The 22,181-nt window shown below is 38.8% G+C and carries 18 protein-coding genes and 1 pseudogene; 14 read left to right on the top strand and 5 right to left on the bottom strand.

All coding sequences use genetic code 11. The features are described 5' to 3' along the window. The 4 genes from ribD to glnK form a co-directional block, all read right to left on the bottom strand. Positions 1-333: bifunctional diaminohydroxyphosphoribosylaminopyrimidine deaminase/5-amino-6-(5-phosphoribosylamino)uracil reductase RibD (gene ribD / locus E0H79_RS11630; RefSeq protein ID WP_131261713.1), on the bottom strand; the 333-nt coding region annotated here is incomplete at its 3' end. A 36-nt stretch (positions 334-369) separates the two neighbouring features. Further along, entirely contained in the window at positions 370-828 is a 459-nt protein-coding gene (gene nrdR, locus E0H79_RS11625) for a transcriptional regulator NrdR (protein WP_096902237.1), read from the bottom strand. Between the two features lie 139 nt (positions 829-967). Continuing rightward, positions 968-2,377: an ammonium transporter gene (locus E0H79_RS11620; RefSeq protein ID WP_131261709.1), complete on the bottom strand. Its 1,410-nt coding sequence runs from the start codon at positions 2,375-2,377 to the stop codon at positions 968-970. A gap of 63 nt (positions 2,378-2,440) precedes the next feature. Next, positions 2,441-2,779 (bottom strand): P-II family nitrogen regulator, encoded by a 339-nt coding sequence (gene glnK / locus E0H79_RS11615; RefSeq protein ID WP_004650081.1) that lies wholly within the window; start codon positions 2,777-2,779, stop codon positions 2,441-2,443. A gap of 275 nt (positions 2,780-3,054) precedes the next feature. Between glnK and E0H79_RS11610 the strand changes: the two genes are divergently transcribed. Together E0H79_RS11610 and E0H79_RS11605 are read left to right on the top strand one after the other, a co-directional pair. Beyond that, on the top strand, positions 3,055-3,282 hold the full coding sequence (locus tag E0H79_RS11610; RefSeq protein WP_131261707.1) for an accessory factor UbiK family protein: 228 nt from the start codon (positions 3,055-3,057) through the stop codon (positions 3,280-3,282). A 69-nt stretch (positions 3,283-3,351) separates the two neighbouring features. Continuing rightward, a pseudogene (locus E0H79_RS11605) lies at positions 3,352-4,197 on the top strand (YifB family Mg chelatase-like AAA ATPase); the annotation flags it as partial. A 164-nt stretch (positions 4,198-4,361) separates the two neighbouring features. Here E0H79_RS11605 and E0H79_RS11600 read toward each other — a convergent pair. Next, positions 4,362-5,429, bottom strand: coding sequence for a hypothetical protein (locus tag E0H79_RS11600; RefSeq protein WP_131261704.1), 1,068 nt, complete (start codon positions 5,427-5,429; stop codon positions 4,362-4,364). Between the two features lie 428 nt (positions 5,430-5,857). On the opposite strand from E0H79_RS11600, the gene E0H79_RS11595 reads away from it, so the two are divergent. The 12 genes from E0H79_RS11595 to E0H79_RS11540 all read left to right on the top strand — a co-directional run bounded on the left by E0H79_RS11595 (position 5,858) and on the right by E0H79_RS11540 (position 22,180). Then, on the top strand, positions 5,858-6,940 hold the full coding sequence (locus tag E0H79_RS11595; protein WP_131261703.1) for a helix-turn-helix domain-containing protein: 1,083 nt from the start codon (positions 5,858-5,860) through the stop codon (positions 6,938-6,940). Between the two features lie 205 nt (positions 6,941-7,145). Beyond that, positions 7,146-7,325: a hypothetical protein gene (locus E0H79_RS11590; protein ID WP_001141890.1), complete on the top strand. Its 180-nt coding sequence runs from the start codon at positions 7,146-7,148 to the stop codon at positions 7,323-7,325. A 114-nt stretch (positions 7,326-7,439) separates the two neighbouring features. Next, positions 7,440-8,453, top strand: coding sequence for an SMODS domain-containing nucleotidyltransferase (locus E0H79_RS11585; RefSeq protein WP_131261702.1), 1,014 nt, complete (start codon positions 7,440-7,442; stop codon positions 8,451-8,453). Continuing rightward, positions 8,453-10,165, top strand: coding sequence for a ThiF family adenylyltransferase (locus tag E0H79_RS11580; protein ID WP_131261700.1), 1,713 nt, complete (start codon positions 8,453-8,455; stop codon positions 10,163-10,165). The genes E0H79_RS11585 and E0H79_RS11580 overlap by 1 nt, the downstream gene beginning before the upstream one ends. Positions 10,166-10,170: 5 nt before the next feature. Next, complete coding sequence (locus E0H79_RS11575; RefSeq protein ID WP_131261698.1) at positions 10,171-10,632, top strand: Mov34/MPN/PAD-1 family protein; 462 nt, start codon at positions 10,171-10,173, stop codon at positions 10,630-10,632. 2 nt (positions 10,633-10,634) lie between these two features. Then, positions 10,635-12,029 (top strand): dsDNA nuclease domain-containing protein, encoded by a 1,395-nt coding sequence (locus E0H79_RS11570; RefSeq protein ID WP_131261697.1) that lies wholly within the window; start codon positions 10,635-10,637, stop codon positions 12,027-12,029. A gap of 44 nt (positions 12,030-12,073) precedes the next feature. After that, positions 12,074-13,885 (top strand): hypothetical protein, encoded by a 1,812-nt coding sequence (locus E0H79_RS11565; protein WP_131261695.1) that lies wholly within the window; start codon positions 12,074-12,076, stop codon positions 13,883-13,885. Positions 13,886-14,687: 802 nt separating this feature from the next. Further along, complete coding sequence (gene leuA, locus E0H79_RS11560) at positions 14,688-16,355, top strand: 2-isopropylmalate synthase (RefSeq protein ID WP_131261693.1); 1,668 nt, start codon at positions 14,688-14,690, stop codon at positions 16,353-16,355. Between the two features lie 56 nt (positions 16,356-16,411). Continuing rightward, positions 16,412-16,762 carry a cupin domain-containing protein gene (locus tag E0H79_RS11555; protein ID WP_004787333.1) on the top strand — a complete coding sequence of 117 codons (351 nt, stop codon included), beginning with the start codon at positions 16,412-16,414 and terminating at the stop codon, positions 16,760-16,762. A 35-nt stretch (positions 16,763-16,797) separates the two neighbouring features. After that, entirely contained in the window at positions 16,798-17,715 is a 918-nt protein-coding gene (locus E0H79_RS11550; protein WP_004787335.1) for a diiron oxygenase, read from the top strand. A 13-nt stretch (positions 17,716-17,728) separates the two neighbouring features. Then, positions 17,729-21,646: an amino acid adenylation domain-containing protein gene (locus E0H79_RS11545; protein WP_131261691.1), complete on the top strand. Its 3,918-nt coding sequence runs from the start codon at positions 17,729-17,731 to the stop codon at positions 21,644-21,646. Positions 21,647-21,694: 48 nt separating this feature from the next. Beyond that, positions 21,695-22,180: an SRPBCC family protein gene (locus E0H79_RS11540; RefSeq protein WP_131261690.1), complete on the top strand. Its 486-nt coding sequence runs from the start codon at positions 21,695-21,697 to the stop codon at positions 22,178-22,180. Position 22,181 lies beyond the last annotated feature (1 nt).

Genomic DNA, 22,181 nt, shown 5'->3' with positions numbered 1-22,181 from the left:
GTCTGGACAAGCCACAACCACTTTGACCACGCCTGCATCAACCAAGGCTTTGGCACATGGTGGTGTGCGCCCATAGTGTGCACAAGGTTCCAAGGTCACATAGGCGGTTGCACCCTGCGCTTGTTCAGCGGCCTGACGCAAAGCAAAGACTTCGGCATGTGGCTGTCCTGCACGCGGATGGAAACCTTCGCCCAATAATTGGGCATCTTTAACAATAACGCAGCCCACGTTCGGATTTGGCTTAGTGCTGTATTGCCCCAAACGTGCCAGTTCAATGGCACGACGCATCCAAAAAAGATCATCAGGTTGCGCGTCAGTATTGAGTTCAGTCATGGATGGATGCTGTGGAATAGATGCTGGCATTGTGCTTTATTGCTCACGCGACTGCATTTGTTCAATTTGGCGACGGAAGGCTTCAACATCCTGAAAGTCTTGATACACCGAGGCAAAACGTACATAAGCGACATGATCCAATGCAAATAAAGCCTGCATAACAACCTCACCAATGGTACGTGATTTCACATCACGCTCTCCCAAACGGCGAATTTGCAGTTGGATGTCACTAAGTACCGTTTCAATTTGCTCTTGGGTCACAGGACGTTTTTGCAAAGCATGCATTAACGAACGACGCAACTTGGCTTCATCGAAAGGCTCACTTTTACCATCGGATTTAATTACCCGAGGCATGACCACTTCATAACTTTCAAAGGTGGTAAAGCGTTCACCACAGCCAATACACTCACGACGTCGGCGAATTTGGCAGCCTTCTGCCGCCAAACGTGAGTCAATCACTTTACTGTCTGCAGTGTTGCAAAATGGACAATGCATAGCGGTTTAATTGCACAAATTTAAATGAAAATGCAGTGTAGCAAAATTTCCAAACTTTGTAGAGTTTTACGCAACATATAGAAAAAAAACAGCCCCGAAGGGCTGTTTTACACAATATATTGATTATGTGCTGTCTGAATTATTCTACACGTTCACCATGTTGGCTTAAGTCGAGTCCCATACGCTCATCTTCTGCAGCCACACGAATACCGATGGTTAGATCAATTACTTTTAAGATGATGAAAGTCAGTATAGCTGAGTAAGCAATGGTCGCTAACACACCTTCAACTTGCACCCAAAGTTGGCTCATCAAGTTGCTTGGTGCAGCATCGCCCATAATAAACTCGCTGGCAAAGAAGGCGGTTAAAATTGCACCGACAATACCACCTACACCATGTAGTCCAAAGGCATCTAGAGAGTCATCAGCTTTCAGGGCGCGTTTTAAGGCAGTAATACCCCAGAAACATACGACACCACCAATTAAACCCATCGCTAATGCACCACCAACAGTCACAAAACCTGCTGCTGGAGTAATCACCACCAAACCTGCAACAGCACCCGATGCAGCACCTAATACCGAACCTTTACCACGTACCAGTTTTTCAACAACAAGCCATGCGATTGCTGCGGCTGCGGCTGCCACTTGAGTCACAACTAAGGCATAACCCGCTGCACCATTCGCGCCTAAAGCAGAACCACCGTTGAAACCAAACCAGCCCACCCAGAGTAAACTGGCACCCAGTACAGTCAAAGTCAGGTTATGCGGAGCCATAGATTCACGGCCCAAGCCCATACGTTTGCCCAACATGTATGCAGCAACCAAACCTGCAACACCCGAGTTAATATGAACAACAGTACCACCAGCAAAATCAAGTGCACCATCATTGCCTAACCAACCACCACCCCATACCCAGTGGGTAATTGGTGCATAGACCACGACCACCCAGATCGCGATAAAGGCAACAAAGGCACCAAACTTCATTCGTTCTGCAATTGAACCACTGATAATTGCCACAGTAATAATGGCAAAGGTCATTTGGAATATCACAAATAGAATTTCAGGAATACTGCCACTGAGCGCATCGGTACCAATGCCCGCCAGCATGACTTTGTCTAGACCACCAATAAAGGCATTACCTTCACCAAAAGCCAAACTATAGCCCACTGCCACCCAGGCAATACTGACCACGGCTGCTGCTACAAAGCTATAGGCCATAGTATTGAGTACGTTTTTCTTGCGTACCATACCGCCATAAAACAGTGCCAAACCAGGAATGGTCATGAGTAAAACTAAAGCAGTCGAAACTAAAATCCAAGCGGTATCGCCTGTATCTAATACAGCTTCTGGTTCAGCAGCTTCGGGCGTGCTGACTTCTGCTACAGCTGCAACTTCTGTTGCATTTGGTGTTTCGATAGGAGATGTTTCGGCAGTTTCAAGCACTGCAACATCTGAAGTTGGTGCGGTGGCTGTTACGGCTTCTTCAGCCCAAGCAACAGAACCACCAAGAAGTGCGCCTGATAGACTCAGCGCGAGTAGCATTTTTTTCATTTGTGTCCCCCGACCTTTGTTTTTGTGAGTTATTAGGTACTCAGCAAACTTCGTGCCATTTTCTTAAACAGCGTCTGCACCCGTTTCACCTGTACGAATACGGATGACTTGTTCGAGGTTAGTAACAAAGATTTTGCCATCACCAATCTTGCCTGTACTAGCAACACGAGTGATTGACTCAATCACCGAATCCACCATTTCATCGCTAATTGCGATTTCAATTTTAACTTTAGGCAAGAAGTCAACGACGTATTCAGCGCCACGATAAAGTTCGGTGTGACCTTTTTGGCGACCGAAGCCTTTGACTTCTGTTACGGTGATCCCTTGAACACCAATTTCAGATAATGCTTCACGCACATCATCTAATTTAAAGGGTTTTACAATTGCAGTTACGAGCTTCATGTTTGTTTTCCTTCGGCTTAATTCACCAGTAAGGTTTTATGTTCAAATTCCATGCCAAAGTTCTAAGGTCGGGGGAAATTAGAAACCGTGACATGAGTTTTCTTTATACCTTATTTTATACATTTATATGGTTTTGATCTTCAAAAAATAGACATATTTACTAGAAGATTTACGATTTTACTCATCGAATAAATCCATATTTCGTCTGAAATGCTATAGTCTATTAAAGACCAGTGCTACACTGCCTACCTTTGTCCATCTGTGTGGAAACAACAATGATTGAAACTTTATTACAAGCCATTTTGGAACAAATTGAACAACCCAAAAAAGATTTAGAACATAATTTACGTGCTTTACTGAATGAAGCCGTGACAAAAATGGATGTGGTCTCTCAAGATGAGCTAGATCGTCAGCGTACTGCGCTGAATAATGCCAATTTGCGTTTAAATGAATTGTTAAAACAAGTCGAAATGCTCGAACAAAAGATGCAGCTCAAAAAATAAGCACCAATTTAGTGCCATAAAAGACCAAACACCTATAAAAATAACGCACCAAAACGGATCATAATAATAATGTCTTTTGCCAAAGTATATACACGGGGGCTATTGGGTCTGCACGCCCCTGCCATTGAAGTCGAAGTCCATTTAAGTCAGGGTTTACCCTCTTTGACGATTGTCGGCTTAGCCGAAGCGGCAGTCCGTGAAAGTAAAGATCGGGTACGCTCTGCCATTATCAATAGTGGTTTTCAATTTCCAAGCAAACGTCTAACCATTAATTTAGCACCAGCAGACTTACCTAAAGATGGTTCTCGCCTTGACCTTGCCATTGCTTTGGGCATTTTGATTGCTTCAGGTCAACTGCCCGAACACAGTAGCGATGGTTTAGAATTTATTGGTGAACTGGCTTTAGATGGTCAATTGCGTCCAACTACAGGTACGCTGAGTATTGCGATTGCCTGCCAACAGGCACAGCACTGTTTAGTTTTACCTGAACAAAATGCACAAGAAGCTGCTCAATTGCCTGACTTTGAAGTCTTTGCCGCCACACATTTAAAACAAGTTTGCGAACATTTGGCACAAAGCCAGCCTTTAAATAAAGTCACCGCGACTGCCCAACCACAGTTATCACATTCCGCCTTTGATTTAGTCGATGTTAAAGGACAGTTGCGCCCACGACGTGCTTTGGAAATTGCGGCTGCAGGTGGACATTCATTGCTATTCAAAGGCCCACCCGGTACAGGCAAAACCTTATTGGCATCTAGGCTTTCCAGTATTTTACCGCCATTGAATATGCAGGAAAATTTAGAGGTTGCCAGTATCTATTCAGTGGCCAATAGCCCGCATACGTTTGGACAGCGTCCTTTTCGCGCCCCACATCATACCGCTTCTGCTGTAGCCTTGGTCGGTGGAGGCTGTCATTTCCAAAGAACTATGCGACATTACAAAGAACTGTGCGACAAAATTAAAAAAGTTAACAACACCTAAAAGAAGAGTAAATTGCTTCAAAATAGTCAAATGTATTCCTAACTTTTAAAAACTTCAGCCATATCTTTTGTATTTGTATTTTTCATTAAATTTATTTTCTACTTCGATTCCTCTATTACATGTTCTTGGGAAAGTTTGTTCAGATGCTGAACCATGAAGAAATACTGCCCATGTAAAGTGCGGGTAACTAAACTAGTTATTGGCTTACGCATAGTTGGATCTATTAACTTACGCAATTCATTACTATCATAAGTGCGTGTCTTAAGTAGGCCATCTGGCAGAATATTATTACTATTTAGGTTCTTAACCAATAAGCCTACATTTTTTTCATCACCATATACAGAAAGGCTAATTCCGTAATCTTCTCGTGCAGTCATTACAAACACACCAGATATATGTTTATATTCGTCCGATTGAAATCTATCTGTTGATACAGGACTGCCATTATCTTTGAATACATCAGTTCTTGTATTCCATTTAAGTTGATAAGGCTCAGTTGGGGATTCTGGAGGCTGCCAATAAGGCCTGTCTAAACCTAATAAAGCTTCTATAACAAGTGGTAAGCCACTTGACCCTTTTTGTACCTCTTCAGTTACCCCAACCATATAGACATCTAGTGGATAAAACAATGAGTCATTTACAACAATTACAACTGGCTCATCTTCAGGAATAATTTTATTCTCAATATAACCTTTTATAATATTAGCCTTAGTTCCTATAACCCCTGTCATTTTCAACAATGCTAAAGAATTCTCTCGACAATTAGTTTCATGTTTTGGGAATAACCGTCCTTGCACATCTTCCAAGATTTGAACCATTTCATAATTTGGATTCGGACTAACAACTTCAAACCAAACTGTTTTCCCGTTTTTTGTAGCTTTGAAATCAGGTCCGAAATCTTTACTACTCAATTCAAATCCATCTCTTAAAAGACGATCAGCAACAATTAATTCACCCAATCTTTGATGATATTGTTGTTCTAATAAAATAGCCGTGTCGAATTGGGTATCATTAAGTTCATAACCATAAAAGCGTTCTGTTAATGCTTCAAGATTTTTAAGTGCTAATTCAATTAACTCTTCACAGCCAGGATAACGCCCAAGTAAAATTTTCTTCCACTTTTCCAACAGAATATCTAGAATCTTACATTTCGCATCTTCAGTCATTATCTCGCCTCAAACAATCAAAATTAACTTACCCAAAAAACCCAATCGCCCTTAAACCTGATTTTTATAAGAATAAATCACTTTAACACCCAAAAAAAATGATCAAAGATTTAATATAGTGGCCTTTTCTAAATACTCAAAAGTTAAGCTACCTCTCACAAGAACACTGATCATTTTCTATCTTTGCCATAATATTCTCATGCTCAAATTTTGATATAAGATTTCAAGTAAATTTAAAAAAATCAAATAAAATGTAAAATCAAAAACACTATATATTGTGCCTGAATAAAAAACTACTACCACATAAAGCAAGATTAGATAAAAACGAAACATTTTAGGAATAATTTGAAGAAAAATTTGCATGCGCTTTTTTGTTCAGTTATCATTCGATTAACTTGATCTGTAAGTCAATGATCTTGGAGGTGAATATGACTCATTTCAATCCTGACATGCTTAGTATTGCACGAAACTTTCGTGGTCTTAGTCAAACTGAACTAATTGCTGTAATGGGACAGTCTATTACCCAGGCTTCATTATCTAAAATTGAAAGTGGGGACTTAAAACCCTCCGATGAAGTTATCCAAAATCTATCCAATGCCCTACATTTCCCTATACGATTTTTCGAACATATTGAAAAGCTAAATGCACTACCAATTAGTTTGCATGCATATAGAAAAAAAAGCTCCACCACAGCTAAAGCATTGAGCCGCATGAATGCTGAAATGATGTTAAAAATGGGCCATGTACAAACATTAGAATTGTTCACAAATGTGCCAAAAAGAAAAAATTCCTTACCAACTTTTAAAATTGGCCTAGATGTAAGCACTCCTCATGAAGCGGCTAAAAAGCTTAGATCATTGTGGGCGTTAGGAAATGAACCTCTTGAAAACCTAACTGCCACTGTGGAAGATGCAGGGGTTTTAGTCTTTTTATGCGACTTTAAAGATAACAATGTTGATGGCGTATCCTTAAAAATGCATGGTGTGTCTCCATGCGTATTTCTAAATGCAAATCAGCCAAATGACAGAATACGCTTCACATTAGCACATGAACTTGGGCATTTGGTCCTCCATGAAGAGCCATCTGAATTCATGGAAAAAGAAGCAAATGATTTTGCTGCCGAATTTTTAATGCCAGAAGAAAAAATTATTGACCAATTAGGTTCAACCAATTTAGCTCATTATCTAAGACTTAAAAAGGAATGGAAAACCTCAATGGCAGCCTTAATCTATAGGGCGTCAGAGTTAGGAGCTATAACTTCAAGTCAAAGTGCCAATTTATGGCGGCAAATGGCTATGCGTGGTTATCGTAAAGTTGAACCAAATGAATTGGATCGAGAAGCGACATATAGAGTAGCTTCAATGCTCTTTGACTACGCAATAGATGCAAAAAAAACATCAACATCTGTAATTAGTGAGTTATCTCAATTATTTGACTTATATGAAGATGACTTTAAAAAACTATATTATTTTGACCTAGATTCAATGGAGACTATTGAGATGGTTTCATAAATTAAAAAGCCGACTCTATTGGGTAGAGTCGGCTTGATAGATTTTCACACAGGAAAGGCATATGGCTCTAAGCCCTACGCATACCTCATGTTAGATCTGGCTGTCAGAACCCCATTCTAACATTTAGGCCCGTAAATCTCAAGATTTACCCGCTTATTTTGGTATGCGCCCTGAAAAACGAGCCGCCAAAATAGGAGGGCTAACAATGCCTACTGAAAATCAAGACTTTGTGTTTTGTAAATCTTATCGCCATAAATCTGGAAAAATTATTGTCCATCCAACTGGATATTTTAAATTTCCTAGAACTCGGCCATTGAAAGAAGAAAAGGATGCTATCCGTAATAAAAAATCGGATGATCCTGATAACTCAAACTCAATATCGTAAACAAGGTTAAATAACCTACTGCTATGCAACAAAGTTCACAGCAGTAGGTTACTTAATTTTTCTGAACGCACTTAATTTTATGCCCCATTTTAGTACATGGGCTCAGAGAGAATTATGACAACTCAACAGCAGTTTCTTGACCTACTTTCCGATATTGAACCATCTACAACAACGGTTAATGATTGTTCAAGCGCACATAATACGCTTCGTGATGCTTTAAAAGTGCATAATGAATTCAGCAAAGTACATGTGCATACATTCTTATCAGGTTCTTATAAAAGAAATACGGCAGTACGTCCGACTACCATAGGCGGAATCACACAAAGGCCAGATGTAGATATTATTGCCCTTACAAATCACACAATTAATGATGATCCTCAAATTGTCCTTGATGCAGTACATACGGCATTAAAGGATATTGGATATACCGATCTTACCGTTAACCGTCGTTCAGTAAATGTTAAGTTGAAAAAAGTTGATATGGATGTTGTCCCTATCATTTCAGATGGATATGGCGGCTATCTGATTCCAGACATTCATCTTGAAGAATGGCTAGTTACCAACCCTCCAGCCCATACCGAGTGGACTGTTGAGGTGAATAAAAATGCAAATGGTCGATTTAAGCCTCTTGTGAAGCTATTTAAATGGTGGCGTCGTGAGAACTTGTCTGATTTAAAAAGACCAAAAGGATTCATTTTAGAATGCCTGGTTGCCAAGCATATGAATTACTACGAATCCAACTATGAAAAGTTGTTTGTTTATCTTTTAGAAACGATCAGGGATTCTTATGGGATTTATGCGTCACTAGGCATAATTCCACATTTAGAAGATCCTGGTGTTGCAGGCAATAATATTTTTTCTGCGGTTACAGCAGATGAGTTCAAAAAATTTTATGAAAAGGTAGAAGAACAAGCTGCTATTGCACGAAACGCCTTAAATGAAACAGATGATGATAAAGCATTAGCCCTATGGCGGCAGGTTTTGGGTAATCGTTTTCCACGTTCGGCATCACACAAAAGTGCAAACTCTGCTGATATGGCCAGCTCTTTAATCCGTTCTGCTCTAGGTGCGGGATTAACATTTCCATCAACCCCTGTTTATCCAAATAAACCAGGAGGCTTTGCGTAATGGAACTGCTAAAAACACCATTAGAACGCCTAGCTCAAGAACGGCAGTTATTGACTGATCTTGAGAAAGAGAAAAATAGTTTTAAGATTCAGGAGTGGAACTCAACAGACACAAATGAATTGCATTTGAACTTCTCTCTAAAGATAGGAACTATAGATTTTAATGGTGTTTTAGTATATCCAGAGCTTTTCCCAGAGCTACCAGCATATATACGCCCACAAAAATCTGGTGAAAGATGGAGTATCTTGCACCAGTATGGTGGTTCAGGAGTGCTGTGTCTAGAATATGGACCAGATAATTGGAATACCAATATCAGTGGAGTGGATCTAGTTAGAAGTGCCCAGCTTCTTTTATTAACAGATGCAATGACTGTATTGGAGATGAATGTAGAACCTGTACCATCTAGGCATTCTGAAACAATAGGTCAAAAATTAAGAGGTGTTTCAGAAAGGTTCATTGAAACACCTATGTTACGTCACATACTCTTGGGTAGTGATTCTGAGAAAATGGATTTTAAGATTGCCATCTCAAGCTTTCGAGACAAAACCGTTATTGTTCCAACAAATATTCAGAACAAACCTCTACCTGACATCGTACCATCATTTTCTAATGAAAGATTTGAATTGTCTGGATGGGCAATACGAATTGATTCTGTTCCTCAATTAAAGGAATCCGTAAATGACAGAGTTTCATTAGAATCCTTTTTAGGCAATTTATGGCCTGCTCAAGAGGAATTCACAAATTCCATACAGCCTATATTGTTATATGACTTAAAGGGTAACTTGGAACTATTCTTGATTAATAATACAGCACCACTTTTCGTAAGTTATCCTGCTATTAATCTACATGATGATCAGAATCAAAGATTGCCAGCACAATTTAGCCATCTCAATAATACAAGGATAGCAATTGTAGGTCTTGGATCGTTAGGAAGTAAAATTGCAATTTCACTGGCACGGTCGGGCTGTAAAAACTTTCTACTTATTGATGATGATATTCTGGCCCCACACAATCTTGTCCGTAATGAACTCAGCTGGTTAGATGTTGGCTTTGCTAAAACCCATGCTGTTGAAAGAGCATTAAAACGAACAGTATTAGACATGCAAGTTGAAACGTATGAAATACAAATTGGTGGACAGGAAAATCCTCATTTAAATTCCAATATCGCTAATGCCATTGCCACATGTCATCTGATTATTGATGCGACAGCAAATACACATACTTTCTTAACATTAGCTGCAATTGCTAAAAGAAAACATATTGCAATGGTCTGGGGTGAAATCTTTGGTGGCGGTGGTGGAGCAATGATGGCCCGTAGTCGCCCAACGTTAGATGCCTCCCCCTTAGAACTTCGCAATCATATTTATGGTGTCTTACAAACGTTGGAACCAATTCCAGAGGGCAAGGTTAATAATTACGGCTTTCAAACACAAAACCAAACATATATTGCATCAGATGCAGATGTAACGGCTCTTGCAGCGTCTATGACGCAGTTCACATTAGATACTTTATGCACAATTGATGAGCAATCCTCTTATCCCTATTCAGCATATTTAATAGGATTCCGTAAATATTGGATATTTCAATGTCCTTTTGATACTCATCCTATCGATTGTTCAGGTGCGTTAGTAACAGAATCTCCTACAGATAAACAGATATCTGAAAGTGAAAATGGCAATTCTATTGAAGAGCCTGAACCGATAAAAGGTTAATACTGATGCTGAAAATATCCATTCCTACTGATATACAAAATTTACTGATAAAAGCCCTATTGAAGTCTGGAACTCACGAATGTGGCGGTGTTTTAATGGGTGAGCATATAGGTACAAACCATTTTAGAGTTAGCTCATTAACTGTTCAAAAGAGTGGGACGATAGCATCCTTTGTACGTGGAATTACGGATGCTATTAAAGCAATCCGCCTTTTTCATAAATCAACAAACAATAATTATCAAAAATTTAACTATTTAGGTGAATGGCATAGCCATCCTCTCTTTAGTGTACAACCCAGCAGTAAAGACCATCACACCATGAGGGAATTGGTGTCCGATCCCAAAGTGGGTGCAAATTTTGTAGTCTTACTAATTTTCCATTTAAAAAACAATCATCTTGAGGGCAGCGCCTACACCTACCTACCAGATGGTTCCTATTACCGATCCACCCTGGATTTAGAGAGATAATAATGAGTGCAAGTCTGTTAGAAAAACAATCAACTGGTGGTGCAATTGCACGAGTAGGGTTTGAATATCAAGATGCTTTTGTATTAAAGAACTTGCCACTATGGCTATCTGAAAGTGCTTTTAGTCACATTGTGAGTGAATCAATAGGTGATGTTGAGGTTTGCTACTTCTCTTCAGAGAAAGATTTCCAGCGTGTCATGTATGAAGCTAAAAATCATTCGCTGACTTCTACAGACTTCTGGAAAGAACTTAAGCGCTTCAAGGAGGCATTTGATATTCCATCAAGTGAATTTACTCGCTTTGGTTTAGTATGCCCACTCTATACCTCTACACTTCACCCATTTCTTGCCCAGATTGAAAGAATTAGAGGCGTTGGCTCTTCATACAGTGCAGATTCTGTGATTTTACAAAAAAGTCGTCAGGATATTATTCAGTGGTGTAGCGATAAGGGATTCGAAACCTCACTTGCTGAGTTTGCACTTGATCATGTTGATTTCTTGTCTTTCAATGCGGAAGATAGCGACTCTGTATTTATAGGCGAAATAGAAGAGAAATTATCCAATATCGAACTCACTACACGTAAAGCCAAACAGTTAAGAGATCAGTTTAAAAACCTGATTTCTCGTTCTTCTTTTGGCCCAATACATCGCAAAGACTTTGAAAATTTTATTTGCCATGCTCTTGAAGAAGATAGAACCCAGTGGCTATCAGATCCTATTAAAATTAATCTTTCAGCGTCATCCAGTCAGCACCAAGACTTAAACTTAGATATTAGTGATTTCAATGGTCCTGATCGTGCTCAAAAAACCTCCAGCGACTGGAACAGCCTAATCAAAAAAGCAGTATCGATTGGGGATTTCATTCATAACAGTGGTGACCGTAGAACCGTCCTTATAGATGGCAAACAAAGAATGTCCACTGCATGTATGCTTGGCTATGTTTTTAGTGCCACACGTAATTTCCTACTCGAAATAGAACATAATGGCCTCATTTATCGCACTGATGACCATAAACAGAAAGAGGGACAATTTTTTACTAAAATCGACTCGGTTGAGCTACAGAGTGAAACTGAAGCCATAGTCACTATTGGATTTCCTACAGCTATAGGTAAAGACATTGACTCTACGATTAATGAAGTAAAGAGGTTACCTAGACTGAATTTAGAAAGCTCTCATGCCATTGATAATATGGAAACTCTAAATCTTGCTGTCAGAGAGGCAAAATCTGCTGTAGTTTCATTTAAATCCGAAAATAAGTTATCTAAATTACACCTCTTTATTAAAGCACCCTCAGTTTTTGCAATGGTCTTGGGACATCGCTTGAATGGTGTTTGCGATATCCAGCTTTACGATTGGGTAGATGGACAATATATCCCTACAGCCGAACTGAACTTATAAGAAGAATTGACTAGTCGATAATATTACCAATAGATAGGTTGATCATGAACAATCATTCTAATGAAGAAAATACTGATAACTCTTCAGATAAAAAAAAATCACCCGCATTCAAAGTTCTTGAATCCAATGCTGAAAAGTTCTTAATGGTGTGGTGGTATGGGGCGTTAGCAAAAGCTGAACGTAGAAATACCCAACCTAAAGTTCATGTTGCTTTTAGGGAACTTCTAGAAGATGACACACCCACAGATAATTTTATTTTTATTGATGCCAATATAACAGATTTGGTGTCTTGGCCTATTGGTACAGTTTGGCACCATGAACGATTGGTTAAATATATTCCCTTGGAAATACGGGAGTTTGATATTGACCATACGGATTTTAAACATACCTATGTTCAAACATATAAGCGAGACGAAAAGACAGGGAAAATAGATCATTTCTTCTCAGATAGGAATAAATTTTATATTAATCCGGGCCAACGTGAGAATTGTATTTCTTTCTCCTTAAAGGATCAGGGATATAAGGAACTACTCGTACCTTGTTTTGAGTTTCTGGTGAGAGGATATGGTCTATCTACAGAACTTCCCAGAATTCTGACAACATATGATGAGGCCGAAAGACATGAACGACTCTACACCCCTCATCCAGAAGAAGAAAATGCCTGGACGATCCTTATAGGTGATAGCCTCACATCAGATGATCATGTATTTATTGCCTACTATAAATACAGCGAATATACTCAGAATGCCGTAAGGATCTTATTTAGCAGCATTGCAAAACATGATAATTTTACTCAAAGAAACCATATATACCCTAAAGTAATGCCGTGGCATGAAGAAACGAGAAAGATTAAGGTCTCAGGTTTCAGTCTTCCTAATACCAATACCTTTTTAGCTTTGACAATTCTTGGAATAGAATTACCTGATCAAACACTCATCAGACGTGTTCCAAAAGTAATTCGCCGCTTTAAGAAAAGCGTAGATTTAAACACCCCTAACCCTCCTCAGTTGCAACTAGGTCCTGGTCAGATTAACGTATCTGAAGATCAAGGGGGGCGCAAACCATTATCACAGTCGGTTATTTTAGGTCATGAATTTACATGGTTGGGTGAAGGCCCTATCGGGGAAAAAAGTAAAACGAAGTATGAAAGAATCATCACCCAACCACAGAGAAAGAAAAATATAAAAGAAATAAATATAATTGGTACAGGAGAACCTGATAGCTCTACAGAAGTGCTTAATTCCCAGATCAAACCGACTACTGATCAAGATAAAGCAACAGAGTTTGAAGCTCCAGATCATGGAAGAATTATAGGCCTTTGGAAAGCTTGCTTAAAAGCATGTAGATTAAATCCTAGTATTATCAATACAGTACACTACTACACTTTTGAAGAAGAGTTTAATTACAATGATAAACCAACTCTCATGGCCTTTATTACAGACTCAGAAGAACAAGCTCATATAAACTGGTGTTATGCTGACTCATCCAAGACACGCCCCCGTGGGGCATTGGTCATTCGATTATCCCTTGTAAATTGCCCACCAGTTTATATTTTCGATATACAACCAGCGACTTATATTTCAACTGTAGAGGGAGAAAGCGTTCTCAAAGAACGTGGGCATGCTGGAGTAATATTTAGGTCAAGGACCCTAGAACAATTTGAACAATATATTTCTGATCTCATGGAGAGCTTACCTCTATCCGAAGGCTCTTATACAAAAACTCTCTTGGGCTCCAGTATGGCCACCCAATTATTTGTTTTTAGACATTCAAAATCTACTGGTTTGTCAGAAGGTGAATCAACCTTATTGAATGCTCTAAGGAAAATTGGAATTACCAATATTAAAATAACTTAAGAAAAAGAAGGAAAAAATTATGATTATTATGGCTCAAAAGCCTGAGCATAATTATGGACGATCAACGAACCTGTAAGCTATTAAAATTCGTTTGCTCGAATACTTTGCTTCTTTCAAGTAATCCTATTGCTGTTTCAATAATCAATAAAGAACTTTCTTATGATTGCCCTGAGTTTCCTAAAACACACATTCCTTGAACCATTGCTAACAATGGTTCTTACAATTGCAATCAGATTAATATCAATAAATATTTACTAATCCATTTGAGATTCAACAATTAATCGCTCAAGCCAATCTATAATATGTAACATCGATATTGGTAGTTTTTTTGCAATATCTGGATCTAAACTAGCAAGCTCCGCTTGTTAGACGGTGGCAATCTACCTATTTGCAATAATTGGATCGAAAATCAGATGCACCCTGATCCTAGACATCGAACATGCAACCATGTTGTTTACTAGCTCGCTGCACTGTTGCTAATGATTGCCAATATAACGGCATTAATCCAGTATGCAAATTTGAATAGGCTAGATCTGTATGCCTATGTAAGTGATATGTTCAAAGGGTTTCCAACACAAAGAGAGATTTAGATCGAAGAATTACTTTCTCAGTGCTGAAAACCAGCCCCTGTTAAAACATAGTCATAGGGGTCACTGGACTATTACACTTTATTTTCATAGTTCTAACATAAAAAGCATTTTTTATTAAATTGGCACTTTCGGATACGAGGACGTCCAGCCTGAATAAGCAAGTTTTTATCAGCATCCTACAATGAAGATGAACTTTGTTAAGGGTGCTTCCCATGATTACCAATCCATCAACCAAATATAAACCAGCAAATGTTGTGTCAAATACAAATCGCGTTTGGCCGAACAATCAGCTGAAATCAGCTCCGCGCTGGTGCTCTACAGATTTGCGTGATGGTAATCAAGCACTCGTTAATCCAATGGATCATGATCGTAAGCTCATGTATTTCAATCATCTTGTTCAATGTGGTTTTAAAGAAATTGAAGTTGCATTTCCAGCATCTTCTGATACTGAATTCGATTTTGTTCGTAAATTAATTGATCAAAAGCTAATTCCTGATGATGTCTGGATTCAAGTTATGACTCAGGCTCGACCAGAGTTAATTAAGAAAACCTTTGAATCTTTAAAAGGCTCAAAGCAAGCGATTGTTCACGTTTATAACGCTACCGCACCCGTATTCCGCGAGATTGTGTTCAGGAATACTAAAGAACAAACGATTCAATTGGCATTGGATGCTGTTGGTTTAGTAAAAGAATTGTGTAACTCAAATCCTGGTACCCACTGGTGTTTAGAATATTCCCCTGAAACCTTTTGTTTTACAGAGTTAGAATTTGGATTAGAGATTTGTGAAGCTGTTAAAGACTTATGGCAGCCGACAGCTGAACGGCCATTAATCTTGAACTTGCCTACAACTGTTGAGGTTAATACGCCTAATGTGTTTGCTGATCAAATTGAACTATTCATTCGCCAATTCAGCAATCTTGATCATGTGACTATCAGCATCCATCCACATAATGACCGTGGTACTGGTGTTGCGACAGCTGAACTTGGTATTTTGGCTGGTGCACAACGGGTCGAAGGTTGTTTATTTGGTAACGGTGAACGTACAGGTAATGTAGATATCTTAACTTTGGCTTTGAACTTATATAGTCAAGGTGTTGACCCTACTTTGCAGTTTAATGACATCAAGAAGACTGTAAAAATTGCCGAATACTGCAATGACTTGCCTGTCCATCCACGCCACCCATATGCCGGGGAACTTGTATTTACTGCTTTTTCTGGCTCTCACCAGGACGCAATTAAAAAAGGGTTTGCACATCGTTTTGAATCTGGCGAAAAATTCTGGAATATCCCCTACCTTCCAATTGATCCAAATGATCTAGGTTGCACATACGAAGAAGTTATTCGCGTTAACAGCCAATCTGGTAAGAGTGGTGCTACATGGCTCATTGAACAAAACCATGGTTTGAAATTACCTCGCAATCTGCAGATAGATTTCAGTGAAAAAGTAAAGGCTTATACGAACTTCTCTGGCTGCGAAATGGGCCTAAGTGATATTTGGCAGTTATTCCGTGATTCATATGGAATTGTCCCAAATCCAGATCTATTCCTTGTCGAATACAAGAGTGAATCGGTCAACAAAGAACAGCATATCCATGGCAAGTTCAACCACAATGGAAACTTAGTTGAATTCTCAGGTAAAGGCAGCGGTGTACTTATTGCTTTAATGGATGCAGTTAAGAATTCATTTGGTATTGATGTAAATATTAAGGACTACTCTGAACATACACTTGGCGGCAACACAAATAGTCGTGCAGTGACATATGTAGAGATTGAAACGCGATCTCAACGTAGTTATCACGGTGTTTCAATTGATGCTGACTCATTAAATACATTGCTACAAGCAACGTTAAACGCGGTTAACAATTCAATGAAAAATTAAACAAACAAAAACTCGCTCATAAGGTGAGTTTTTTTATATCAGGAGTAACAGAAGTAATGGAAAAAGTCCTACACATACCTAATCAAAATTGGGAATCACCGCCAGGTTTTGACGCAGGGATTGAGCAGATAGTTATTGAAGATACTTTAAACACAGACACAAAAACGGGAGTGAGAACGCGTTTTGTTCGGTTCAATGCTGGAGCTGGCACAAAAACAGTATTTATCCATGATTACCACGAAGAAGTTTATCTGGTTTCTGGTGACCAAATTTTATTAGACAAAGATAGCTTGCTTAACAAGCAAAAATATACAACCGGCGCATACTTTTTACGGCCAGCTGGAACCAACCATGGACCTTTCTGCAGTGAAAGTGGCTGCATCTTACTTGAAATTCATTACTACTAATTTGAAGAATATAATTTAATAGAGAAAATACAATAATGAACTATCAGACTCACGCCGACTCATGGGAACAGAAAGCTACTATTCGTACTCGTCCAAGACGAATCATTGAAGATGATGAGCTTTGTTACTACCCAAAAGAACGCCAGCCCCTTTGCTTTGATCCAATTATTGAAAAATTAGGAAAAAATGTTCAAGACACGATCTTGCTTCAAAGCCTTTATAAATACATAAAAGACATCATTATTTTTGAAACTGAAATTGTTAATAAAACAGCTTCAGATATTGCTAAGGGCCGCTTCCCTTTCGACTTTCCGTTTTCGGTTAAACATGATGCGATGTCTGTAGTGATCGATGAAGATTATCATGCATTTGTAGCAATGGATTTTCAGAATCAATTACAACAGCAAACTGGAATAGATCCATTCAGAGAATTCAACGAAATTGAGTTGAGCCGAGCTATCCCACGAGCAATTGCACTCCTTGATGATACTTTTCATAAATCAGGTATGGAGCTGATCGCTGTAGCTATTTCCGAAAACACAGTAACGAATGATGTTGCTGCATTCTCTAGGGATGCAACGATCAAACGGTCCATTAAAGGCATTATGTCTGATCACTTAGCTGACGAAGGACGTCATGCAAAGTTTTGGACAGAAATCTGCAAAATTTATTGGTCATCTATTAGTGAAGAATCACGTTTAGCAATTGGCTCAGTAATTCCTACTTTTCTTGAAGAGTACTTAACTAATGATATTCAGAAAGAATTCGATACAGCACTAATTAATGAATTGTCTCTTCCACCAATTGTAAAAAAGAAGCTCATTGAAAGTACGGTAGACGGCTATCCAATCACAGGCCAGCACCCAATGATCGTGAATATTCGAAGATTCCTGGTTTCATCTGGCATCGCTGATCACGCTCCTACTCGAAATCTTCTGGGACAATATTTTTAAGGTGGTATAACAAATGAAATTACTAACTATAAAATTAGATCAAAGCTGCCCTTTTTCGAGTGAAATTGAGTCTCACATTTATGAATTAGGTCATGATGTAGTTCTTGAAAATATTGCATCAAGTCCGTCCAATTTTGACTATCAATTTAAACGGTATGATCCAAAGTATGCTGGCTCTGACGCAGCTGACTCAATTTTTCTCAGTATCAATTATTCAGATGATGAAAAGGCATATACCATTTCTGCTTTACAGTTTTCTGAGAAAAATACTGTCTTGATAGCTAGTTCAAAAATTCCTGATCAAGATTTTTTGAATGGTGCCGATGTTAACAAAAAGTTGTTAGTCGCTTTTGAAGGTGTTGTATCGGATACGCTGGTTCATTTATCGAATGAAATCACCGATAAATCATTACCTTCAGGCTTTGAATTGGCCAACGTGGACGAAATTGATCTAGATGTATTGAGTTATTGGCATCATTCAAATGAGAGCAAATCAGATCGTTTGTATACTAAGAATCTGTATAAAGCTTTTGACCAGACAACAGCGTTATATCCAACGAATACAGCCATTAAATACGGTAATCAATCGATCACTTATGCTGAATTGGAAGTAAAAGTAACGCAATATGCAACGAATATTACAGCTCAACTTGAAGCAAAACCTCAGCAATCAATCATTGCACTTGCATTGCCAAAATCAATTGAACTTTATGCTGCGATCCTGGCAACACTTAAGTTAAATGCTTGCTATGTGCCCATTGACCCAGAATATCCAGAAGAACGGATTCACAATATTCTATCCGGTGCATTACCTGATTTACTTATTGGCTCATTGCAATTTGAAACAGCTGTAAAATCGGTTTCTGTAGATATTCTTGAAATACAGCCTAGTAATATTTTAGCAATAGAAACACCTGAAGTATCTGACACAAATGCTGTCATGATTTTTACCTCAGGTTCTACTGGAATGCCTAAAGGGGTAAAGTTAACTCACAATAACATTGCACACTTCTGCAATTGGTACATTAATGAAGCTCAAGTTGATCCAACATCTAGATGCCTTCAATTTACAACAGTTTCATTTGATGCATCTTTATTAGATATCTTTCCAACGCTTATTGCTGGCGCAAAGCTGATTGTTCCTTCAAATGAACAACGCCATGATTTCGATCAACTAAACGAGCTAATTCGTAAGGAAAGTGTATCTCACTGCTTTATTCCTCCAGCCATGCTTTCTGCATTACCGCAGTATGAATGGCCATCAATGAAATACATTATTACTGGTGGTGATGTTTGCGATAACACTGCTATTAATTATTGGTCCCAACATACAAGCCTGATTAATATTTATGGTCCTACAGAATGTACTGTACTGGCAACATTCAAAAAATTCAGTCTAAACAGCAATAATAAAATAATTGGTAAGCCTATTGAGAATACTCAAATTTATTTGATTAATGAGCATGGGAAAGCATGCCAAACTCTTGAACATGGCGAGTTGTATATCGCTGGTAAAGGTGTTGGTCCCGGTTATGTAAATGATGAAGTACAAACACAAGAGCGGTTTGTAAAATTAAAAGGGTTTAGCTTATTTAAAACCATGTACCGGACTGGTGATATTTGCTATTGGGATGCTAATGGTGAGTTGAATTTTGTTGGACGTCAGGACAATCAATTGAAAATTCGCGGCTTCCGCGTAGAAATTGGTGAAATTGAAAATGCTATCTTAGCAACCGGTTTTTATGCTGGATGTGTTGTTATCGCGGACAGTAAAAAACAAATTAAAGCCTTTGTTAAAGACCCAGCTAATGGTGTCACTACAGAAGATCTACGTGACAAATTAGTCAACATTCTTCCAAATTATATGCTGCCTTCGGTCATAGTCGAAGTAGAAGAATTCCCCTTCACTATTAATGGCAAAATAGATCGGAAGGCCTTAGCTGAGATTAAAACAAGCTTTACAGTTGAAGTAGAAGAGGAATGGACTGATCTTCAAACTGAATTGCGCCATATTTGGGCCAATGCCTTAGATCTAGATTTGACAGAAGTTACTCTTAAATCTTCCTTTTTTGATTTGGGCGGACATTCTTTACTTGTTTCCAAAATGCTCCTTACTGTTAAAAAAAGCTTCAAAGGCAGCTTTACTTTAGCGCGATTCATGGAAAACCCAACGATCGAAGCTTTGAGTAATTTACTTACTTCGAATGAATTGTCGAAAGGTGCACAGATTTCGGATCGTATTTATTCAGATATAGTTCTGGATCAAGAGATTCAACCTTTAGAGATTAAAAACGCTCATGCATTTAATCCACGTTCGGTTCTTCTAACAGGAGCAACCGGATTTTTAGGTATGCATATCCTTGAGCAATTAATTCAGCTTACTGAAGCGACTATTTATTGTCATGTTCGAGCATCATCACCTGAAGCAGCTTTGCAAAAGCTTAACGATAACTTCCAAAAGTATGGTGTAAATGACCTAACAGGCAATCCACGAATTAAGACTGTTTGCGGAGATCTTGCCGAACCAAGTTTGGGCTTAAGCGAAAATGATTACGCCTTTCTTGCGAAAAACATTGATGTGATTTACCACAATGGCGCTCAAGTTAACCATATCTATGACTACGACTACTTGTATAACTCCAACGTTAGATCGACAGTTGATTTAATCAAACTTGCTTCAATAGAACAGCAAAAACAGTTGGTATTTATTTCAACTCTTAGTGCCGCAAGTAATTTAACTGAAGATGGATACATTGTTGAAGATGGCCCAGCAGCTGAATTGCCAGCTTTCGTTAACAACGGATATAACTTAACAAAGTGGGCTTCAGAACAATTAGTTTGGCAAGCATATGAACGTGGGCTGCCTGTTACGCTTATTCGCCCAGGGAATATTACCGGTCACTCAAATACAGGCCATTGCTTCCCCGATCAAAACCGAATTTTGTTATTACTAAAAGGTTCTGCCCAGCTAGGCATCGCCCCTGATTGGGATCTTCAATTTGACCTATGCCCTGTTGATTTTATTGCCAAAGGGTTAGTTGAATCTTCTTTAGACCATACAAAACACACACCAGTATTGCACTTCCATAATCCGATGCCCCTTACATGGAAAGAATATGTCGGAAGATTGAATCATCACGGTGTATCTATTGAATTCATTAATGATAAAGACTGGCGCGAGATGTTACTGAATCTTGATGAATCAAATGCGTTATACCAAGTTGTGTCGTTCTATTTGGATGAGACAAACGAAGATATTGGCGACATTTCAAAAATCGAATTCGAAAAAACACAAAACCGCTTAAGACTTTCGGGAATGGATTACCCAGAAAAAAATCACCAGTTACTAGATGCGAATCTAGGCTACCTCATTTCAAGTGGCTTTATTGAAATACCTGAAGATAAAAAAACCCAAGTTTCACAACAACACAATTCTATGGAGAATTACATGAGTTATTCAGAACAACGCGGAACATTAATCCAACTTCCTACAACAAAAACAGTTAGTACGGCCGTGACTATAAAAGCTGCTCCTAAAGATGTTTGGAAAATTGTAGGTGACTTCACAGGCTTTGATAAATTTGTTGATGGATTAAATCGCATTGAAATGTCAGGCGATGGAGTTCGCTCAGTTCGCCATAAGTTTTTTGCTGATGGGAATGTTGTACTTGAGCAGCTGAACAACCGTGATGACGAAAAAATGCTTATGGACTGGACCTTAATCTATACAAGCATGGATATCGGCAACCTATGGTCATCAATGCGCGTGGTTCAAATTGATGAAAATACCAGTCAAGCCATTTGGGATATTGCTGCAGCACCATGGAATAAAGAAACTCCACAGGCTGATTTTGAAGCATTCTTGGCTGGGTTTGCCGCTGGTGCACTCAACAATGCCAAACAAATTGTCGAAAAACAAAAAGCGGCTTAACACCTTTACTAACAAGTGGGTTTAATAGCCCACTTTTTGGAGTGAACAATGGAAAACAACAATTCGCAGCGTTATTTTTACCCTTCAGTTCCATTTACAAAAACTTTGCATATGGAACGTACAATTATGGCCCCTGCTGCAGAAGTTTGGGCTGTGGTCGGTAATTTTTCTGCTTTTGACCGCTTCACTGATGGCCTTGGTAAATGTCAGATGATTGGAGAAGGTATTGGCCAAGTACGTGTTAAAACGTTTGATTCTGGTGATTTTGTCGTGGATCAGCTCTCATATCGTGATGAAAAAGAAATGAAAATGCATTTCAACATCATCAATACATCATTAAACATTCGAAACTTGTGGGAGTTTTTGAGAGTTGAAGTGATCTCGAGTAATGAAAGTAAAGTTGTATGGGAAATGGCCGGAGAGCCAAAGCTCGGACTACAGGAAGAGCTAGAAAAATTTTTAACCGATTTTGCAGAAGATGCACTTGAGAACATCAAAAACATATGCATCGAGTATGAAAACTCTACCAATTAAT

Source organism: Acinetobacter sp. ANC 5045 (genome assembly GCF_004331005.1).
In the GTDB taxonomy this organism is placed as follows: domain Bacteria; phylum Pseudomonadota; class Gammaproteobacteria; order Pseudomonadales; family Moraxellaceae; genus Acinetobacter; species Acinetobacter towneri.
The sequence above is the reverse complement of the archived record's forward strand: the minus strand, read 5'-3'. Positions and strand labels throughout refer to the sequence as shown.